The organism is Colwellia psychrerythraea (assembly GCF_000764185.1).
GTDB lineage: Bacteria > Pseudomonadota > Gammaproteobacteria > Enterobacterales > Alteromonadaceae > Colwellia > Colwellia psychrerythraea_B.
Window position 1 is genome coordinate 102,600 of the sequence record NZ_JQEC01000021.1, and the last position, 19,415, is coordinate 122,014.

The 19,415-nt window shown below is 39.1% G+C and carries 15 protein-coding genes; 12 read left to right on the forward strand and 3 right to left on the reverse strand.

Translation table 11 applies throughout. The features are described 5' to 3' along the window. Positions 1 to 60: 60 nt before the first annotated feature. A complete protein-coding gene (locus GAB14E_RS13050; RefSeq protein ID WP_033082073.1) occupies positions 61 to 1,902 on the reverse strand; it encodes a 4Fe-4S binding protein in 1,842 nt (613 codons plus the stop codon). Continuing rightward, the gene (locus GAB14E_RS13045) at positions 1,892 to 3,241 is read right to left on the reverse strand and encodes an NAD(P)/FAD-dependent oxidoreductase (RefSeq protein ID WP_033082074.1); all 1,350 of its coding nucleotides are present in this window, start codon (positions 3,239 to 3,241) and stop codon (positions 1,892 to 1,894) included. The genes GAB14E_RS13050 and GAB14E_RS13045 overlap by 11 nt, the downstream gene beginning before the upstream one ends. Positions 3,242 to 3,953: 712 nt before the next feature. Here GAB14E_RS13045 and GAB14E_RS13040 point away from each other — a divergent pair. From GAB14E_RS13040 to GAB14E_RS12995, 11 genes are all read left to right on the forward strand, one after another. After that, a complete protein-coding gene (locus GAB14E_RS13040; protein ID WP_052093640.1) occupies positions 3,954 to 4,820 on the forward strand; it encodes a hypothetical protein in 867 nt (288 codons plus the stop codon). Between the two features lie 2 nt (positions 4,821 to 4,822). Beyond that, entirely contained in the window at positions 4,823 to 6,373 is a 1,551-nt protein-coding gene (locus GAB14E_RS13035) for a glycosyltransferase (protein ID WP_033082075.1), read from the forward strand. Next, on the forward strand, positions 6,370 to 7,968 hold the full coding sequence (locus GAB14E_RS13030) for a glycosyltransferase 87 family protein (protein ID WP_052093641.1): 1,599 nt from the start codon (positions 6,370 to 6,372) through the stop codon (positions 7,966 to 7,968). The genes GAB14E_RS13035 and GAB14E_RS13030 overlap by 4 nt, the downstream gene beginning before the upstream one ends. Then, positions 7,961 to 8,731 (forward strand): glycosyltransferase family 2 protein, encoded by a 771-nt coding sequence (locus GAB14E_RS13025; RefSeq protein WP_033082076.1) that lies wholly within the window; start codon positions 7,961 to 7,963, stop codon positions 8,729 to 8,731. Before GAB14E_RS13030 ends, GAB14E_RS13025 begins: the two co-directional genes overlap by 8 nt. Then, positions 8,725 to 9,675 (forward strand): DUF547 domain-containing protein, encoded by a 951-nt coding sequence (locus GAB14E_RS13020; protein WP_052093642.1) that lies wholly within the window; start codon positions 8,725 to 8,727, stop codon positions 9,673 to 9,675. Before GAB14E_RS13025 ends, GAB14E_RS13020 begins: the two co-directional genes overlap by 7 nt. After that, complete coding sequence (locus GAB14E_RS24505) at positions 9,665 to 11,449, forward strand: DUF2064 domain-containing protein (RefSeq protein ID WP_081967789.1); 1,785 nt, start codon at positions 9,665 to 9,667, stop codon at positions 11,447 to 11,449. Before GAB14E_RS13020 ends, GAB14E_RS24505 begins: the two co-directional genes overlap by 11 nt. Further along, positions 11,449 to 12,363, forward strand: coding sequence for a radical SAM protein (locus tag GAB14E_RS13015; protein ID WP_033082077.1), 915 nt, complete (start codon positions 11,449 to 11,451; stop codon positions 12,361 to 12,363). Before GAB14E_RS24505 ends, GAB14E_RS13015 begins: the two co-directional genes overlap by 1 nt. Before the next feature lie 79 nt (positions 12,364 to 12,442). Next, entirely contained in the window at positions 12,443 to 12,895 is a 453-nt protein-coding gene (locus GAB14E_RS13010; RefSeq protein ID WP_033082078.1) for an arsenate reductase ArsC, read from the forward strand. Between the two features lie 30 nt (positions 12,896 to 12,925). Then, the gene (locus GAB14E_RS13005) at positions 12,926 to 13,810 is read left to right on the forward strand and encodes an MTAP family purine nucleoside phosphorylase (protein WP_033082079.1); all 885 of its coding nucleotides are present in this window, start codon (positions 12,926 to 12,928) and stop codon (positions 13,808 to 13,810) included. Between the two features lie 42 nt (positions 13,811 to 13,852). Next, entirely contained in the window at positions 13,853 to 15,649 is a 1,797-nt protein-coding gene (locus tag GAB14E_RS13000) for a DUF5060 domain-containing protein (RefSeq protein ID WP_033082080.1), read from the forward strand. A 12-nt stretch (positions 15,650 to 15,661) separates the two neighbouring features. After that, on the forward strand, positions 15,662 to 16,852 hold the full coding sequence (locus GAB14E_RS12995; protein ID WP_033082081.1) for an inorganic phosphate transporter: 1,191 nt from the start codon (positions 15,662 to 15,664) through the stop codon (positions 16,850 to 16,852). Between the two features lie 26 nt (positions 16,853 to 16,878). On the opposite strand, the gene bioA is transcribed toward GAB14E_RS12995, so the two are convergent. Then, positions 16,879 to 18,222: an adenosylmethionine--8-amino-7-oxononanoate transaminase gene (gene bioA / locus GAB14E_RS12990; protein WP_156115712.1), complete on the reverse strand. Its 1,344-nt coding sequence runs from the start codon at positions 18,220 to 18,222 to the stop codon at positions 16,879 to 16,881. A 91-nt stretch (positions 18,223 to 18,313) separates the two neighbouring features. On the opposite strand from bioA, the gene bioB reads away from it, so the two are divergent. Further along, positions 18,314 to 19,390: a biotin synthase BioB gene (gene bioB / locus GAB14E_RS12985; RefSeq protein ID WP_033082082.1), complete on the forward strand. Its 1,077-nt coding sequence runs from the start codon at positions 18,314 to 18,316 to the stop codon at positions 19,388 to 19,390. Positions 19,391 to 19,415 lie beyond the last annotated feature (25 nt).

Here is a 19,415-nt window from a genome sequence, read left to right on the forward strand (position 1 = left end):
ACTAATGAAAGCTAATAGAAGTTAGCGAAAATTAAAACCAAGATAAACAGCCTCTAGTTATTAGCCCATCATGGATTTTTGCTCTTCAACACTAAGAATTTGTACTATATTCATAGTCTCATCTTTCATATTGTGATCTATCACTGCCGTCGTGCTGCCATTTTCTAACTTAAGCACGCCACGAGGGCATACTGAAGAACAAACACCACAACCTACACAAGAAGCGCGAACAATATCTTCACCACGTTGTGCATAAGCACGCACATCTATGCCCATTTCACAGTAGGTCGAACAATTACCACAAGAGATACATTGACTACCGTTGGTGGTAATGCGAAAACGCGATTTATATCGTTGTATCAAACCTATATAAGCCGCAAGCGGACAACCAAAACGGCACCATACTCTATTACCCAATTTAGGATAAAAACCAGTACCAACAATACCAGAGAATAATGCGCCTATGAAAAAACCATAAGCACTGCGCAGTGAGTAAGTATCAATGCCGAGAATTGTTTTTATCCCGGTAAAGTAGGTATATAACGCAGCCCCGGTCATGATGATACATAACACTAAAACACTGTGAATAACTACACGTTCTATACGCCAAGCATTAACAGACTTATTTGATAAATGACGATAAGGATCACCCGCAGTTTCAGCTAAGCCACCACAACCACATACCCAAGAGCAATACCAGCGTTTACCAAAAAGGTAGGTAAACAGCGGCACACCAATAACAAATAAGGTAATTCCCCACACGAGCATAAACATGCCAATATCACCACTTGAACTCAGACTATCTAAATTCCATGCATCAAAAAAGTCATAATCTAATGGCCACATATTTTTTAAATCAGTTGACGGTTGATTTAATTTAATCAATATTTCTGGCAATAAAAAAGCAAAACACGATTGAAAAAAGATAATGGAGCCTGTTCTGACAATATGGTAATTACTATGACGGTATTTAATGAACATGCGTATCCCCATAACAATAATCGCTAAGGTATAAATGAAACCATAAATAGACCAAGGGCTGGCACCTTGACCATTAAGCGCTTTAAAGAGAGGATCTACTAGGGACACCCATTCAATAATATACTCAGGAAAAAAGTATAACGCGATATATACCAGCACTAAAAATGTCATGGCTAACATGCAAATTAATCCACCATTGGTGGCTGAATTTTTAAAAATATTATCGTTTTTAATGCCTGCGGGGGCCGAGAACTTTTCTGGGATGATGTACATCAACGCGCCAATGGTTGCTAATAGTACTGAAAATATAAAAAATAACGCGGTGTGTTTTGATACTACCCCTGATGATGAAGATTTAACAAGTGCGTAAATATATTGGCCAACCGCATAGTTATCAATACTTTTTTCCGCTAAAACATGTGCGTTTATTTCAGATGATTTTTCATTTATCACCTCACTAATCTCAGCTAATGTTTTACCTTGTTGTCCGGCTAACCAACTAGTGTAATCGGTTAATTTTTTAATTTTGTAAGTGCTATAGTCATCCTGACTATTAAAGGTAGTGGTTAACATCGCTAAATCGTAATAGCCCATAGTGTTAACTTGCGTTAATAAGGCATCAATATTAGTGGTTGAAATATGATATCGCTGATATACAGTGTCGTTATAACGGCTAAAAGTGTGTCTAATGTCATTGATGAAGCTAATTTTGTTCGTCACAGTTTCATTCATCAAGCCATTTAAATGTGGCTGAATAAGTTGAAGATGGGTTGAGTTATTAATTGCAGGTTTTAAGGTTTGTTCAGTCAACTTATATTGATTTGAAAATAACATACCAATAAAGACCAAAAAACCTAGGGTAAAAAAGGTTACACCTGATTTCCTAACAGGGGCTATCCAAGCAGTGTTGTTATTGTGCATTTGTTTGCTCCTTAGTAAATCGTTTAGTTAGCCACTGCAATGGCGATAGCGTTAATTTGTTACTCGGATATTGTTTATTAAAAGCAGTGATAATATTTTTTTCGTAATGACGGAATAGTTCAGGATCAAAATTAGCTGTGCGCAAATTTTGTAATACATACTTTAGCGTGCAGTGATGACTAAGCCAATGCTGCCAAATGTTATGACGCATACGTATGCCAAAGGTGTTTACACCGGTAACGACTTGCGTGTCAGTTTGGTAAGTAATTCTTACGCATATGTTTTCTTTAGGGTGTTGCCAATAAAAAGAATCAATACCATCAATAGGCTCATTAGCAACAAAGCCGTAGGTTTGATATTCAACATCAAAGAATTTTGCTGAGTTAAACCATATACCCCGATCATATTTTGTTTTATCTCCAGTAATTGTTCTCGCTAAGGTTTCACCCTGCATTTTGCCAGTATACCAAAGCGGTTCAATACGATTACGGCCTTCAACAACTTCAATTTCAGCACAATCCCCAACGGCATACACATCAGCTATATTAGTCTCAAGAAAGTCATTAACTAAAATGCCTCGCCCAACAGCCATATTACTTTTTGCTGCTAGGGTAATACTTGGGTGTACGCCAACCGATAAACCAACAAAATCACAAGCTAGCTCTTCACCAGTACTGGTGGTAATGGCATTAACACGACCGTTGTTACCTGCGGTTATGGTGTTTAATTCAGTTGAAAACTTGAAATGAACGCCATGTATTTCAGCGTGTTGTTGTACTAATTTAGCTTCGTCATCTGGCAGGATATTTCCCCAAAAACGTTCTTCACGTACCAGAAAAGTGACCTCTATACCTCGAGATATCAGCATTTCAGCCATTTCGACGCCAATTAGACCGCCACCTACGATAACAGCGTGTTTAGCATGTTTGCTGTTTTCTTCCATCAACAGAAGATCTTGATAGTTAAACAAGGTTTGCACACCGGGAAGATCTTGTCCTGGCCAACCAAACTTATTCGACTGTGAGCCAGTTGCCATGACTAACTGACTATAATCAATTTTCTCTCCAGAGGCTAAAGTAAGAACTTTAGTCTCTGTATTAATCTCATCAACATAATCTTGCTTTAAATCAATACGATTTTTCTGCCAAAAACAATCTTCATAAGGTTTAGTATGTTCATAGGTCATATGACCCATAAAAATATACATTAATGCGGTGCGAGAAAAAAAATGTTCAGTCTCCGCTGAAATAATCATGATTTCTATATCACTGCGCTTTCGAACATGGCGTGCAACAGTAACGCCTGCAATACCATTACCGATAATAACAAGTTTGCTCATATCTCTTTACTCTCTGATAATTATGTTAGTTTTTGTTTGCTTGATGTACCTAAACTTATATTCAGTTAAATACACTTAGCAGCTACAGCTTTGTTGAAACAGGGCATCTTATAAGCTGATACTTTCTTTGAAACTCACTTTATCAAAGTAGTCGTAGTTTATACCTCACAAAATAATCACAATTCTTTAAAGAATAATCACAAGCTTCATATGTTAATTTACTCCCTAAGTATTTATCGTTAACCCTATGAATATACTTATTAAAAATAACAATGTTATTTTATTTTGAAAATTATTATTGACCAAGGTATGTGTTTATTGAGGGCGTTAGGAGGAAATCAACATCGAATATAGGCAAATTTGAGATATTTCTGTTGTTTTTTACCCAACGTGCAAAATCTTCATGTTGAGTTGACCATGCTACAAATCACAAAAAAATAAACTGTGATAAATAAAAGTCATTATATTGCAGTGATTACATCGATTTTATCCAATTAAAACAGCAGTAATGATTCTATTTATCGCTAATTGTCTAATAAAGCACTTGTGATAGTTATCACAGAACCTTCACATCAAAATAACGTTTTTATGCTATCTCACTTTTACTATTGCACATGAATTCATAGCTTTATATCTTGGCGTCATCGCAGTGATGTTTGATTAAATAACTCCCACTCGATACAAATTATAATCAATCAAAGGAATACTTGTTATGCCCGTTAAGCTAAATGTATTTAACCGTAGTAATCTTAATTATATTATACCGGTAGCCTTACTGGCTTCATCTGCATTTTACAACAGTAGTGCAGCTGCTGGAGCGTGGGTAGGTGCTGAAGGACATGGTTATAATAAAGTCGCTTATGCTTATTATAAAGCCGATGAATTTCGTGGTGACAATGAAGATTTTAGTGAATTTATTGGTCAAAATACTTCGTATTACGGTGAATATGGCTTAGGTAATAACTTTGCTGTTTATGGTCAATTACTCTATCAAGATTTAAAACAGACTAATTCACAAGGCACTATCGAAACCAATAGTGGTTTTGGTGATACTGAATTGGGTTTACGCTATCAATGGCAAGCACAACCCTTTGTACTATCAACTTCCTTGTTAGTTAAAGTACCTTACCTTTATGACGAAACTGATGAGTTGGCGCTAGGTAACGGGCAAGAAGATGTTGAATTTAAAGTATTATTAGGTAAAAGTTTAAATGAATATGGTTATTTAGGGGTAGAATTTGGTTATAGATACCGCACCGAAGCACCATCGGATGAATATCGGTATTTAATAGAGTACGGTTTTAATATTAATCAAAACTTATACCTAAGAGCTAAGTTAGATGGTGTTTTAAGTGCTAATAATGCTGATGAATTAGTGCAAGATCCTGTATTGTTGAGTGATAACTTATCAATTACTACTGAATATGACTCAGGTAAATTAGAGTTAACAACAGGCTGGATGTTCAATCCGTCATCACAACAAAAATATGGTGTTGAATTAACTTACACAAATGATCTCTATGGTGAAAATACGCTTAAAGGTAATAGTCTTCAGCTTGGCTTTACCATGGAGTATTAATCATGTCTGTGTTAAGCCTTACCATCCTTGGTGGTCATTTTTTCTTATTATTTATCTTGTGTTTGTTTGGCTTGCACCGATTATCTATGGTTTGGCGCGGGTATAAATATAAAAATGTACAAGCGATTATTCCTGCAAAATTTAAAAATCTACCTAAAATAACGGTGCAAATACCTTTGTACAATGAGCGTTTTGTCGCTGAACGAATTATTGATGCGGTCGCTAAGTTTGAATACCCACGCGGTCAATTACAAATACAAATTGTTGATGATTCCACTGATGATACCAGGCAGTTAGTGTCTGAGCGGGTAAAACACTATCAACAATTAGGCATCAATATTGAGCATGTGCAACGAAAAAATCGCCAGGGCTATAAGGCGGGCGCACTAAAAGAAGCCATGATGGCGGCTACCGGTGAATTCATTGCTATTTTTGATGGTGACTTTATTCCCAGCAGCGACTTGCTCACTAAAACGATCCATCACTTCAAAGAAGAAAACAGCAATATGCCCGTTAATGAGCGCGTTGCTATGGTGCAGTTTCGTTGGCAGCATTTAAACCGTGCTAGTAGTGAGCTAACTCAAGTGCAAGCAATGATGCTTGATGCGCATTTTGGCCTAGAACAACAAGTACGTTACGCGAGTAAATTGTTATTTAACTTTAATGGCACCGCCGGTATCTGGCGCACAGAAGCGATTATTGATGCGGGTCATTGGAGTGCCGATACCTTAACCGAAGATCTCGATTTAAGTTATCGCGCCCAGCTTAAAGGCTGGAAGATGGTTTACCTTAACGATATTGAATGTGCGGGTGAATTACCTGCCAATATGAATGCCTTTAAAAGCCAACAACACCGTTGGGCTAAAGGTGGCGTGCAAGTAATGAAGAAGATGTTGCCAAAGGTATGGCGCGCTAAGTTACCATTAACAACCAAAATTGAAGCAAGCTTTCATTTATCAAATAATCTTGCCTATTTAGTCATGTTACTCGATACCTTACTCTTTTTAGTACCAAGCTTGGTAATACGTCATCACTATCAAGTGAGTGATACACTTTGGTTTGATTTACCTTTGTTATTACTATCTTCTGGTGGTCACCTTGTCTACTTATTTTATGGGCAAGTAGTCCTAGGTCGTTCAAAACTTTTCGCTTTGAGTAAGTTACCCCGTTTATTATTACTGGGTATTCAATTAGCGATTAATAATGCCAGAGCAGGTATCGAAGCATTATTAGGGCAAGAAAGTGAATTTGTTCGAACGCCTAAAGATGGTGAATTACTTATCCGTAACACTATAACGGAGCACAGAGAAAATAAGCAAAAGGATAAGCATAAAATCACAGTAACAGCTGATGACTCAATACCATTTTATCGTGCGGTACCTCCGCAAGGAGCGTTAATTGAGCTATTAGTCGCGTTAGTATATAGCATAGTGTTTGGCTGGATTATTTGGCAACAGCACTGGTTTATGGTGCCAGCGGTTTTTATTTTGACATTAGGCTTTTTAACTACATCCCTTAATAGCTTACGTAGTCATTACGGGTTAATGCGATGAAAGTAACTTCTGGGCCGGCTAATATGTGGCAAAGGCACGTAAACAGCGGGTTTTATTTCAGCTGCTTAGTTGTCTATTTGCTACTGTGTTTGAGTAGTCATGTACTTACTAAACCAAGCCTGACTGCGGATAGCTTAGGCTTTTATTTAATCGCACAATTTTCTTTAATGTCTTTGTTGATGTTAATCATTTGGCGATTAAGTGCTAACAGTAATAACGTAAAAGACTTTCGGCTCTTAATCTTCTTCGCAATTTTAGTACGGTTAGTATTAATCGGTGTTGACCCTTATAGCTCAAATGATGTTGATCGTTACTTATTTGATGGAAAAATTGCCTTAGCGGGTTTTGATCCTTACCGCATTAGCCATGACGCCATCGCATTAACCGATTTGCGTGAGCAATGGCAGCCACCAGTAGAGCATGTCAAATATGTCACCCTTTATCCACCGCTAGCACTAGCGCTGTTTAGCTTAGCGGCTAGTGCGGGGGTAGAATATGCCACACAAGCTTGGCAAATAATGCTGACATTAGCGAGTTTAGCGAGCTTAGCGATCGGAATATTAGTTTTAAAAAGGGCCAATAAACTTAAGTTTTTAACGCTAATTGCTTTGTCACCAATGTTAATACTTGAAAGTGGTATGGCACTGCATATCGATACTTTTTCTACCTTGGCAATAATGCTAATGCTGTATGCTTGGCAGCGACAACACTTGGTATTAACGGGCATGGCTATTGGTTTAGGCACTTTAATTAAAATATTACCTTTGGTATTACTACTGCCTTTATCACTTGCTTGTATTGTTTCAGCTTACAAAAAATACCAACACCTGCACCAAAACGAACATCAGTCACAACAAGGGCAATTACCAGCACAATTAACTAATCAGCTGATGTTCAGCTTACGTGGTGCTTTCCAGCTTTGTTTTTCAACCATTTCGGTTGTTATTGTTGGTTATCTAAGCGCATTTTTACTGGGTTTTCATCCTATTGGTAGTATTTCAGTGTTCTTTAATAAATGGCGCTTTGGGGCACCATTATTTAGCTTTTTTGAAGATACTTTAACTACGGCTGAACTGTTAATGATTAGTGGTGTTATCGCGACATTAGTTATCGCTATTATTTGTTACTTGAGTATCAGTTCACAGCAAAACACGTCGGTTCGCAACAGCACTAATAGTCATGATAACGCCTCATTAACAACAAACTTAGTCGTAACAGGTTTATTACCAATCCGATTAGTCATTGCATTGCAGTTAGCACTGGCTTTACCGCTATTACTGAGCCCGGTACTTTTTCCTTGGTATTTGATGCCACTAGTGCCTTTAATTGCCTTGCAGCCTAACTTTTATGGCCTAGCTTGGTTAGTCATCATACCTCTGACTTATGAAGTGATGAATCAATTTCATTGTTGCCATATATGGGCGCCAGCACAGTGGCCGTTATATCTACTTGCCAGTCTTTATGTTTTAACGCTGTTTCATGGCTTATCGCTATTAATTAGTAGCAAAAACAGTACAAAAAACTTAGCCGTTAACAGCAATATAAGAAATGGTATTACTAAGCAAGACAATAACGCAGAGGTTAATAATGTATAAAAATCATACTGTTAGTGTAGTCATTCCAGCGTTAAATGAAGAAGCTGCCATCGGAAAAGTTGTTACAGACCTACAGGCACTTACCTTAGTTTCCTCTAAAACTTTAAGCGCTGAAAAAGTTATTGATGCCATCATCGTTTGTGATAATGGCTCAAGTGATAATACCGCTAATCATGCTAAAGCTGCAGGGGCTTTAGTAGTCTATCAAGCACAAGGTGGGTACGGTATAGCGTGTCAAACGGCATTGTTGCACTGTCCGCCCTGCGACATTGTCTTGTTTGTTGATGGCGATGATAGTTGTTTTATTAAACAAGCCATACCGTTACTGCAAGGCATTGTAGACGGTGATGATTTAGCGATTGGTTCACGTATTTTAGGCAATGTTGAAGAAGGAGCATTAACCAGCGTGCAAAAATTTGGTAATTGGCTTTCCGGCCGATTAATTGAATTATTTTGGCAGCAAAAAGTTAGCGATCTTGGGCCATTTCGAGCCATACGTTCAGAAGCTTTACAGCGAATAGCAATGCAAGATGTCAGCTTTGGCTGGACCGTTGAAATGCAAGTGAAAGCGGCTATATTAGCGATGAAAACCAGCGAATATCCGGTTGATTCGAAAATTCGCATTGGTCAATCAAAAATTAGTGGCACGGTAAAGGGCTCGATATTGGCCGGGATTGGTATTTTATCGATGATAGCCAAATTAAGGTTTGGGAGTTTTGCTAAGCAAGCACAACAACAAAATAGAGCGATTGATAAATGTTAAATAAAACCGCTATGGGAGGCGGCATGTTTGCACTTTTAATTATAAGTGTTATCGCTGTTTGCATCTTTTATCAGCTTTATCAAGCACGCTCCGCTAATGTAATTTCATTTTGGCAAATAGAGCATGTCAGCCAAAATAAAAAAATTGACCACAGTTATTGGCAAGCTGTGCTTAGTGCTTATGTAACGAATGAGCAGCAACCAAACGCTAAACTGGCAATATCGGCTAAAAGATCGACTCACTTCAATTATGCGGCAGTTACCGTTGAACATAAGGCTGTATTAAAAAAGTACCTACAGAAAATGCAACAACTCGACCCTAGAGATTACCCTAAAAATGAGCAATTAGCTTACTGGGTTAATTTATATAATGCCTTAACCGTACAGTTGGTTTTAACACATTATCCGGTCGCTTCTATTCGAACTATTGCCTCAACTGATCTTGGTTTACTGGGTGAGTTTATTGGTCCTTGGGATAGTGTGATTGCCACAGTCGCGGGAATAAAATTAACGCTTAACCAAATAGAACACGGTATTTTACGCGCCATTTGGCAAGACCCCCGTATACATTATGTGCTCAATTGTGCCAGTAAAGGTTGCCCTGATATAACAAGACAAGCTTTTGCCAGTGGACAAACCAATCAACAACTCGATTTAGCCGCGAGTCGTTTTATCAATCAAGATAAAGCAGTAAGATTTTCTGGCGATAAACTCTATTTATCTAAAATTTATTATTGGTTTGAACAAGATTTTGGCGGCAATAAAACCCAAGTATTGTCTCATTTAGCAAGCCACAGCAAAGGAGAGCTGTCGCATCGATTAGCGCGCTTCTCAGGTGACATAATTTATCAGTATAACTGGCTACTCAACCAGCCGATTAAAAAGAGTAAGGCTATATTAACCAAAACCCACACACAAAAGGTGATTACAAATTATGCCTACTAGAGCAACCTTAGTATTAATGATCAAACGACCCAAACTTCATCAAGGTAAGCAACGTTTGGCCGGTGAAATTGGTGCTAATTCAGCATTAGTAATAGCAAAATCACTATTAAGCTGCGCCGTAGAAGACGCGGCTAATTGGCCAGGTAAAGTTGTGATCGCAATAGCACATCAAATAGATGTAGTTTGGGCAACAAGATCATTAAAAAATATCTTACCTGCAGCGCAAGTTATTTATCAAGGTGAAGGTAACTTAGGTGAGCGTATTAATCGTGTTGATGAGGAGTTACGAAGTACTGGTCATCAATCGTTAGTTTTCATTGGCACTGATAGCCCTATGCTTAATGATAACTTTTATCAGCACTTACCGGTCAAGTTAGCTAAGTCTGCCGTGTTGTTAGCGAAAGCTGAAGATGGCGGGGTGGTGATGATGGCGAGTAATGCCCCCTGGCCTGATTTCTCTCATTTACCTTGGAGTAGCGAAAGCTTAGCCCGTGCGTTGGCGCTTTGTTGTCAGCATGAATGTTTATCTGTTACTTATCATGATAGCAACTATGACATTGATCAACTGGTCGATTTAACTCGACTCAAACATGATTTATTAGCCGATGAACGACCGGCCAGGCAAAGGTTATTAAGTCAAGTATTTAGCTGTTTACATCAGCTCAAATTAAACCATGAGGAAAAAGTCATGCATGATGTAGTCAAAGATTATTATGGCAAAGTATTACAAACAAGTGACGATTTACAAACAAATGCTTGTTGTACCGATAGCCAATTACCCAACGAGACTAAACGAATCCTCGCGAATATTCATGATGAAGTATTAACCAAGTATTATGGTTGTGGCCTAGTCTCGCCTGAGTTACTTGCCAATTGTCACATTTTAGATTTAGGTTGTGGTGCAGGTCGTGATTGTTATGCCTTAGCGCAGCTTGTGGGTGAACAGGGCAGTGTTATTGGTGTCGACATGACAGAGGAACAATTAAGTGTTGCCCGTAAATATATTGATTACCACAAAGAAAAGTTTGCTTACCAAAAGGCCAATACCCGCTTTGAACTCGGTTATATTGAAAAACTAGATGAGTTAGCACTGAGCGATAATAGTATCGATGTTATTGTTTCTAATTGCGTTATTAATTTATCGCCTGATAAAGAAGCCGTACTTGCGCAAGCTTACCGTTTATTAAAACCGGGCGGCGAAATTTACTTTTCCGATGTCTATGCCGATAGACGTATTCCTGAGCATTTACAAGCAGACAGCTTGCTTTACGGCGAATGTTTAAGTGGCGCTTTATACCAACAAGACTTTCAAACATTAGCACAAAAAGTGGGGTTTTCTGAGCAGCGTGTGGTGACTAGTCGTGCAATAAGTATCAATAATCCTGAAATTATTGCACGTGTTGCCGGGATTAATTTTACCTCAGTGACTTACCGACTATTTAAAGTCGCTGAACTAGAACCTCATGCTGAATACTACGGCCAACAAGTTATTTATTTAGGCGGAATTAACGGCCATACAGACGTTTTTTCTTTAGATGGTGAAACACACTTTCTTACTGATAAAATCACCGCTGTTAGTGGTAATACCTGGCGCACACTTAAAGCCAGTCGCTTTAATCAATACTTTAGTTTTGTTGGTGACTTTACACAGCATCTTGGTGGTTTTGTTATCGATAAATGCCACGATGTAGCAGCTAAAAAGGCACCTGATGAAGTGAGTTGTTGTTCAACCGATACAGCAACAGTAGCAACTGTTAGTAAGAGCTGCTGTTAATGATTACGCATAAGCCAAGTGAAGATTGGTTTATCACTCCTAATGGTGAGGCACGCGGTTATATTCAACCACATGCCCTTGATGAATTATGGATTCACACAGGTACGCGCTGTAATTTAGCTTGCGACTTTTGCCTTGAGGGCTCTGGCCCTGACGATAAACGTTTACAACCGCCTAAGTTTGATGAAGTAAAAGCTCATATTGATGAAGCCTTAAATCTTGGGGTTAAGCAATTTTCATTTACCGGAGGTGAGCCTTTCTTAATTAAAGATATTATCACTATCTTGGCTTATGCCAGTCAATTTTGCCCCTGTTTAGTACTGACTAATGGTACTGACCCGTTACTGAAACGTTTAGCTAAGTTAGCTGAAATAAGTACAGACAATCATCCTATCTCATTACGTATTAGCCTTGATTATGCTGATGCCGGTACACATGATCTTGCTCGTGGTACGGGTAATTTTGCTAAGGCCATAGTCGCCTTAAAAAAGCTCCATCAACAAGGATTTAAAGTTTCTGTAGCACGTCATATGGCAATAGACGAAGACTCAGCACAGGTAGAGAAAGCTTTTAGAGATTTATTCAGCCTTAACGGTTTACCGGAAGATTTACCCATTATTGCATTCCCTGATTTTTTACCCCCCGGGGCAATTACTGAAGTGCCACACATTACCGAACACTGTATGACCCATTATCACAATGAGGCACAGCGCCGACAGTTTATGTGCAGTAATTCGAAAATGTTAATTAAGAAAAATAATCAACTGCAGGTAGTCGCCTGTACGTTAGTTGATGACGATGATGATTATGTACTGAGTGACAGCTTAAGTGCCAGTTTAGATAAACGGATTAGCATGAAACATCATCGCTGTTATTCATGTTTTGCTTATGGTGCTAGTTGCAGTGAAAGCTAAAACACATTACTGGCCAAGTTATCAGCTAGCTCAATAGCAATAGGTGAACAGAATAGATGAACAACTCAGGAGAAAGAAAATGAGAAAAATACTTTTTTTATGTACCGGTAACTCATGTCGAAGTCAAATGGCCCATGGTTTTGCTAATAGTATGCATAACGGTAATTGGCAGTGTTATTCAGCCGGTATTGTCAGTCATGGCATGAATAAGTTTGCCATACAAGTCATGGCTGAAGTCGGCATAGATATTAGTGAACACACTTCACAAACCCTGAATGAATTTTACGATGTAAATTTTGATTATGTGGCCACAGTTTGTGACCATGCGGCGGATAACTGTCCTGCTTTCACCCAAGGTGAACAGGTTATTCATCAACGTTTTGATGATCCTCCTAAATTAGCGCGGCATGCTAAAACGGATGAAGAGTCGTTAGACTTTTATCGACAAGTAAGAGATGAAATACAGCAGTGGGTGGCAGAGTTACCAGAGCAATTAAGTCCTCAGGTAACACCGAAACTAGCACAACATTAACCCATTAAGATAAAAATACAGGAGAACAATATGTTGGCAATTATAGGTGGTAGCGGTATCTATCATATGGATGGACTAGAAATTATAGAGCAATACCAAGTAGACACTCCTTTTGGTGCTACCTCAGCAAAAATAAGTCGTGGTATTTTTTCTCACCAAAATGAAGATCAAACCAATAAAAAAGAAGTACTTTTTTTGCCAAGACACGGCGAAAATCACCAGTTATTGCCAAGTGAAGTTAATTATCGCGCTAACATTTGGGCATTAAAATCATTACAAGCAACACAAATCATTGGTTTATCGGCTGTGGGTAGTTTACGCGCCGATATTGAACCGGGGGATCTTGCCTTACCCAGTCAATATTTCGACTTTGTTAAAAGTCATCGAGAAAAAAGCTTCTTTGGCAACGGTATGGTCGCGCATGTATCTACTGCAGAGCCAAGTTGTCGTACGCTGGCGCAGGCTATTGCCACTAGTGCTGAAAAGATTGAGCAACCATTACATCAAAACCAAACCTATGCTTGTGTTGACGGCCCTAGACTAGGCACTCGCGCAGAAAGTTTATTTTTAAAAAATGCTGCTGACTGTGATTTAGTCGGAATGACTAACGTACCTGAAGCCTTTCTAGCCCGAGAAGCGCAGTTATGTTACTGCACCATAGGTATAGTGACTGATTTTGATTGCTGGCAAGAAGATGCTAGCCAACATGTCAGTGTTGAACAAGTGATTAGTCGTTACGGTCAGAGCCTAGATAAAGCAAAATCCTTATTAACTCACTTCATTTTAGCGGAAGAACAAAATGGCGATAGCCAATGCGAATGTGGTTGTCGCAGCGCGCTCAGTCATGCGTTATTAACACCAAAAAGTGCTTTGTCACCGGACGCAGCTGAATTACTCGAGCTATTAAGTCGTTAATAACAGACCATCAAGAAACAGTAATAGAGCCTTGGGTAGAGGATGACATTAATTAAAATTTTAAGCTTAGTGTTAGCTAGCGTATTTATCTTTGCTTGTGATGATAATCAAAATAAGACTGTGCCATCAACCGGTGGTGAAGTCTTAGCAGTACCAGTCATTCATGACAAATTGCCAAATATTGAACAAATCAACCGCAATGTTAGTCAACTGGCTAACTATGAAAAACTTGAGTTATCGATAGCACTTAGTGCGCAATATGATAACCCTTATGATCAACGAGAAGTGAGTCTTGAGGTGTTGTTTACTGCGCCAGATGGCCAAGAAATGCTTGTTGCTGGTTTTTGGGATGCGGCGAGTAGCTGGCTGGTACGATTTACCCCAAGTCAAATAGGAAAATGGCAATATAAAGCTACAGTAACCGACGTGATTGGAGAAAGTGAGCCTTTAACCAATGAATTTACAGTGTCCGAGTCAACGAATAGCGGTTGGTTACAACAAGGTAGCCAAGTTAATGCCAATTACAGCGATCACTATTTTGTCTATCACGACGAGAGTCCGTTTTATGGTCTTGGTCATGGTGATGTTTTTGCTATTTTTAATACCGCGGCAGATGTTGAGCAGTTATTTACTCGAATGGAAACTGCTAAAGAAAATTATTTTGTTTGGTGGCCCCAGTTTTATTTTTCATTTACTGAGAGTCGCTATGATGACTATGATTTGTCATCGTTATTATTAATTGATGAGGTCTTAACACGTACTGAAAATGCCGGTTTATTGATGGTGTTTACCTTGTGGGACCATTCACAGCTACGTGATGGTTTTCACCCTTGGTCGGATGGTCGTTGGAGGAAAAATGGCTTTCGTCTTTTAGTCAGCGCGAGTGAGTTTTTTAACGATGACGAAGCGTGGCAATGGCAACAAAACTGGTATCGATACACCATAGCGCGTTGGGGGTATAGTCCGGCGATAGCTATGTGGCAAACGGTCTCTGAAATTGATGGTACTAACGCTTTTGATAATAGTGAGCAATGGCACAAACAAGTGAATGATTATTTTGTCGCGAATGATCCTTATCGGCATCCAACTACTGCCAGTAAATCTGGAGATATTTCGTGGTTTAACGGTCATCAGGTGATGGATGTGCCACAAGTACATATTTACAGTGACTTATTAAGTGATAGCAGCACGACTGCTGCTGGGGATAAACAGCCCTTGGTTATCGACACCGCGAAAGTGATTGCCCAATATAATCAAGACATGTGGAAAAACCATAATAAACCCAGTTGGATTGGTGAATTTGGTGTGCAAAATAACCTCAATAATAGTGATGTTAATTACTATCCAGAGCTTTTTCATCACGCCATTTGGTCTGCCTTAGCCAGTGGCTCGGCCATGACACCTGCCGAATGGAATGATTTTGATAGCTGGGGAAGCATGACTAGAAAGATGCGACAGCACATGGCGGCGTTAGCAACGTTTGTTGCTGATATGCCACTGGCAGAATGGCAAGTAGAGCCGTTAGTTGTTGAACCTTCAAGTGATGATGTACGAGCATGGGCTATGGCGGGCCCTAGTGCTGGGTTTGTTTGGCTACAAGATGATAGCTTAGCCAGATTAAGCATTGATGAAATTCGTGATCAAAGCCAAGCACGTGACAATATTTCAGTAACGATAAGGGGCTTAACCCCCGGATATTATCAAGTTAGTCCCTATGATACTTGGCAAGGAACGTTTATGGACACTATCGAACTAGATTGTGTGTCTACAGGGCTTAATTGCACGGTGACATTACCAAGCTTCACTCACGATATAGCGTTTAAATTTATACTTTTATAAGGACACTCAATCATGCTTATTATGTTATTAGTTTTTACCACTATTTTTCTAGCTTATAGCAACGGCGCAAATGATAATTTCAAAGGCGTGGCGACACTTTACGGTAGTGGCACACTCAGTTATAAAACGGCTATTACTATTGCTACCGTAACGACATTTATTGGCTCTATTGCGGCGATATTTTTAGCTCAGGGTTTGGTGGCAAGTTTTTCAGGTAAAGGTTTAGTGCCGGTAGAGATAGCAGGTACGGCGAGTTTTCTTATTGCGACCGGCTTAGGTGCGGCTATTACCGTATTATTAGCCGCTCGCTTAAGTTTTCCTATTTCTACCACCCATAGTTTAGTTGGTGGCTTACTCGGGGCAGGTATAGCAGCTGTTGGCATGGAAGTTAATTTTCAGCAATTAGGCAGTGCGTTCTTTTTCCCCTTACTGGCCAGTCCATTTATTGCTTTTTCTTTGGGTATGATCGTTTATTGGCTTTTTAACCAAACACGCAGACGTTTAAAGCTAAATAAAGAGGGGGGAATTTATATTCATGAGAAAACACAACTGCTGCCAGTAAACTTAAGCAATAACGGCTTTGATAGTGCAGGGAAGACATTGATACAGCAAGGCTCTTTTCATCAACACCATGATCTACAAAATAAGCAAGCCATGTTGATGGTTCATCCTTTAATAAATACACAGCAAGAAGTTGCTAGCCTAAACAGCAATGTGAATAATTATACTGGAAAAGTGTTGGGCTTTTCTAATCAAAAAATATTAGATACGGCTCATATCATGAGTGGCGCAGCTGTTTCTTTTGCACGAGGCTTAAACGATACCCCTAAAATTGCTGGTTTATTAGTGGCAGCACAAACGCTAGATATCAATATAGGTATGATTGCTATTGCTTTTGGTATGGCCATTGGCGGTTTACTCAATGCTAGGCGTGTCGCCGAAACAATGAGCAAAAAGATAACTGTGCTTAATTCAGGCCAAGGTTTCTCGGCAAATTTAGTGACTAGTTTTATGGTGATTGTCGCCAGCAAATTTGGCGTGCCGGTCTCTACCACTCACGTATCCGTCGGCGCTATTTTTGGTATTGGCATGCTCGGTAAAAAAACCAATGGCAAAGTTATTGGTAGTATTATCCTGTCGTGGATAATGACCTTGCCTGTAGCAATGATATTCAGCGCCATTCTATATATTTTGATTGCTTGAGATAGTTCTATTTTCTTTTCACTGACTTAGTTATTGATAAAGCAGCTATCTTCTTCTAAAACAACGGTAATAGCATTTGCTAAACTCATTAGTTGCTTTTCATTAATAATTAATGGCGGAATAATATAAATTAGCTTGCCAAAAGGTCTGATCCAAACACCTAATTCAACAAATCGTTTTTGTATATTAGCTACGTTAACGCTTTGCCTACATTCTATTGCGCCGATACTGCCGAGGATACGAACATCTTCTACGCGGTGATGCGCAGCTAATGGTGAAAGCTGTGTTGTCAGTATTGTTTCTATTGCTTGTACTTGTGCTTGCCAATCATTTTCAATCAATAAATCAATGCTCGCATTTGCTACAGCACAGGCTAGAGCATTACCCATAAAGGTAGGACCATGCATAAAACATCCAGCGGCTCCTTCACTGATAGTTTGCGCAATATGTGTAGTACATAAGGTGGCTGCTAAGGTGATATAACCTCCCGTGAGAGTTTTACCTAAACACATAATGTCTGGATTAATACCAGCCCATTCACAAGCAAATAATTTACCTGTACGACCAAAACCTGTAGCAATTTCATCAACTATTAATAATACATCATGTTTATCACATAGTTGTCGACAAACTTTTAAATACTCTGGGTGATAAAAGCGCATCCCACCAGTACCTTGCACTATAGGCTCGATAATAAACGCGGCTATCTCTTCATGATGTGCTGCAAATAACGCGGATAGCTCACTAACATCATCATTTGACCATTCTTCGCCGAATTTAATGGAAGGTGCTGGAGCAAAATAGTGCTGCATTAATACTTGTTCGAAGATCTGGTGCATACCGGTAACCGGATCGCACACTGACATCGCCGCGAACGTATCGCCGTGATAGCCATTTTTCACCGTTAATAGCTTAGTTTTAGTTAACGTTTGTTGGTTTATTTCTGCTTTAGCATGTTGGTATTGCAATGCCATCTTCATAGCCACTTCAACACTAACTGAGCCTGAATCAGACAAGAAAACTTTGTCTAAGCCTTCAGGCGTTAATCGAATAAGTTTCTCACATAAATTAATTGCACTTTCATGTGTTAAGCCGCCAAACATCACATGCGACATTTTACCCGCTTGTTGTTGCAACGCTGTATTTAGCTTAGGATGATTGTAGCCATGTAATACCGACCACCATGATGACATACCATCAATGAGCTGTTCACCGCTGGCTAAATTAATATAGACTCCTTGAGCGCTCTCAACTAAGTAACTGGGTAATGGCTCAGACATTGAGGTGTAGGGGTGCCAAACGTTCTCTTTATCAAAGTGAAGGAGTGAATTTTGTTCAGACAGGGTCATAATTGTATGTTTATCGCTCATTTGTTAACTAAAAATCTTTTTAATCGTTGACATCATGCTTAGGCTGGCTAGACTACCCGTTAAGTTAACTAGATGCAATTGAGTTTTAAACATGTCCGAAGCAGTATCCACACCACAAGCACAGTCATTAAATTCTATCCTTCGTCACAATTGGAATTTAAAAGAAGTACAAGCATTATTTGCTATGCCTTTTAGTGACTTGATGTTTAAAGCACAAACAATTCACAGAGAAAACTTTGATCCCAATGAAGTACAAGTGAGTACTTTATTATCGATTAAAACTGGTGCTTGTCCGGAAGATTGTAAATACTGCTCACAAAGCGCACGTAATAAAACAGACTTAGACAAAGAAAGTTTATTAGCTGTTGAAAAGGTTTTAGAAGCAGCACAAAAAGCTAAAGAAATGGGTTCAACCCGTTTTTGTATGGGCGCTGCATGGCGTAATCCAAAAGAACGCGACATGCCTTATGTGCTTGACATGGTTAAAAGTGTTAAAGCCCTTGGTATGGAAACATGCATGACTTTAGGTATGTTATCTGGCGAGCAAGCCGATAGACTAAATGATGCCGGTTTAGATTATTATAATCATAACCTTGATACATCTCCTGAACATTATAATCAGATAATTACCACACGTACCTTTCAAGATAGACTTGATACTTTAGGCAATGTTCGTAGTGCTGGTATGAAAGTTTGTAGTGGCGGTATTGTTGGTTTAGGTGAAAAAGCAACTGATCGCGCATCACTTTTAATACAACTTGCCAATTTAAGCCCACAACCAGAAAGTGTGCCAATTAACATGTTAGTGAAAGTTGAAGGGACTCCTTTAGCCAACATTGATGATTTAGACAGTTTTGATTTTGTTCGTTGTATTGCGGTAGCACGTATAATGATGCCAAAAAGTCACGTAAGATTATCAGCTGGGCGTACGGCCATGAATGAGCAAATGCAAGCCATGTGTTTCCTTGCGGGTGCTAACTCAATATTCTATGGCTGTAAATTATTGACTGCCGAAAACCCTGAAACAAATCAAGATATTGCTTTGTTCGAAAAATTGGGTATAAATACTGAAACGGTCGTTGACGATACAGAAGCAGCAGATAAAATTATTAAAACAGCGATTGTTGACCAACAAAACAGTGATTTATTTTACAACGCATCGGTTTAATTTTTTAGAAACCGAACGAGCAAAA

Bases quoted from the DNA above. Each gene is read 5' to 3' on its own strand.
- GAB14E_RS13050 (WP_033082073.1), bottom strand. From the start codon at position 1,902: ATGCACAATAACAACACTGCTTGGATAGCCCCTGTTAGGAAATCAGGT.
- GAB14E_RS13045 (WP_033082074.1), bottom strand. From the start codon at position 3,241: ATGAGCAAACTTGTTATTATCGGTAATGGTATTGCAGGCGTTACTGTT.
- GAB14E_RS13040 (WP_052093640.1), top strand. From the start codon at position 3,954: ATGCCCGTTAAGCTAAATGTATTTAACCGTAGTAATCTTAATTATATT.
- GAB14E_RS13035 (WP_033082075.1), top strand. From the start codon at position 4,823: ATGTCTGTGTTAAGCCTTACCATCCTTGGTGGTCATTTTTTCTTATTA.
- GAB14E_RS13030 (WP_052093641.1), top strand. From the start codon at position 6,370: ATGAAAGTAACTTCTGGGCCGGCTAATATGTGGCAAAGGCACGTAAAC.
- GAB14E_RS13025 (WP_033082076.1), top strand. From the start codon at position 7,961: ATGTATAAAAATCATACTGTTAGTGTAGTCATTCCAGCGTTAAATGAA.
- GAB14E_RS13020 (WP_052093642.1), top strand. From the start codon at position 8,725: ATGTTAAATAAAACCGCTATGGGAGGCGGCATGTTTGCACTTTTAATT.
- GAB14E_RS24505 (WP_081967789.1), top strand. From the start codon at position 9,665: ATGCCTACTAGAGCAACCTTAGTATTAATGATCAAACGACCCAAACTT.
- GAB14E_RS13015 (WP_033082077.1), top strand. From the start codon at position 11,449: ATGATTACGCATAAGCCAAGTGAAGATTGGTTTATCACTCCTAATGGT.
- GAB14E_RS13010 (WP_033082078.1), top strand. From the start codon at position 12,443: ATGAGAAAAATACTTTTTTTATGTACCGGTAACTCATGTCGAAGTCAA.
- GAB14E_RS13005 (WP_033082079.1), top strand. From the start codon at position 12,926: ATGTTGGCAATTATAGGTGGTAGCGGTATCTATCATATGGATGGACTA.
- GAB14E_RS13000 (WP_033082080.1), top strand. From the start codon at position 13,853: ATGACATTAATTAAAATTTTAAGCTTAGTGTTAGCTAGCGTATTTATC.
- GAB14E_RS12995 (WP_033082081.1), top strand. From the start codon at position 15,662: ATGCTTATTATGTTATTAGTTTTTACCACTATTTTTCTAGCTTATAGC.
- bioA (WP_156115712.1), bottom strand. From the start codon at position 18,222: ATGAGCGATAAACATACAATTATGACCCTGTCTGAACAAAATTCACTC.
- bioB (WP_033082082.1), top strand. From the start codon at position 18,314: ATGTCCGAAGCAGTATCCACACCACAAGCACAGTCATTAAATTCTATC.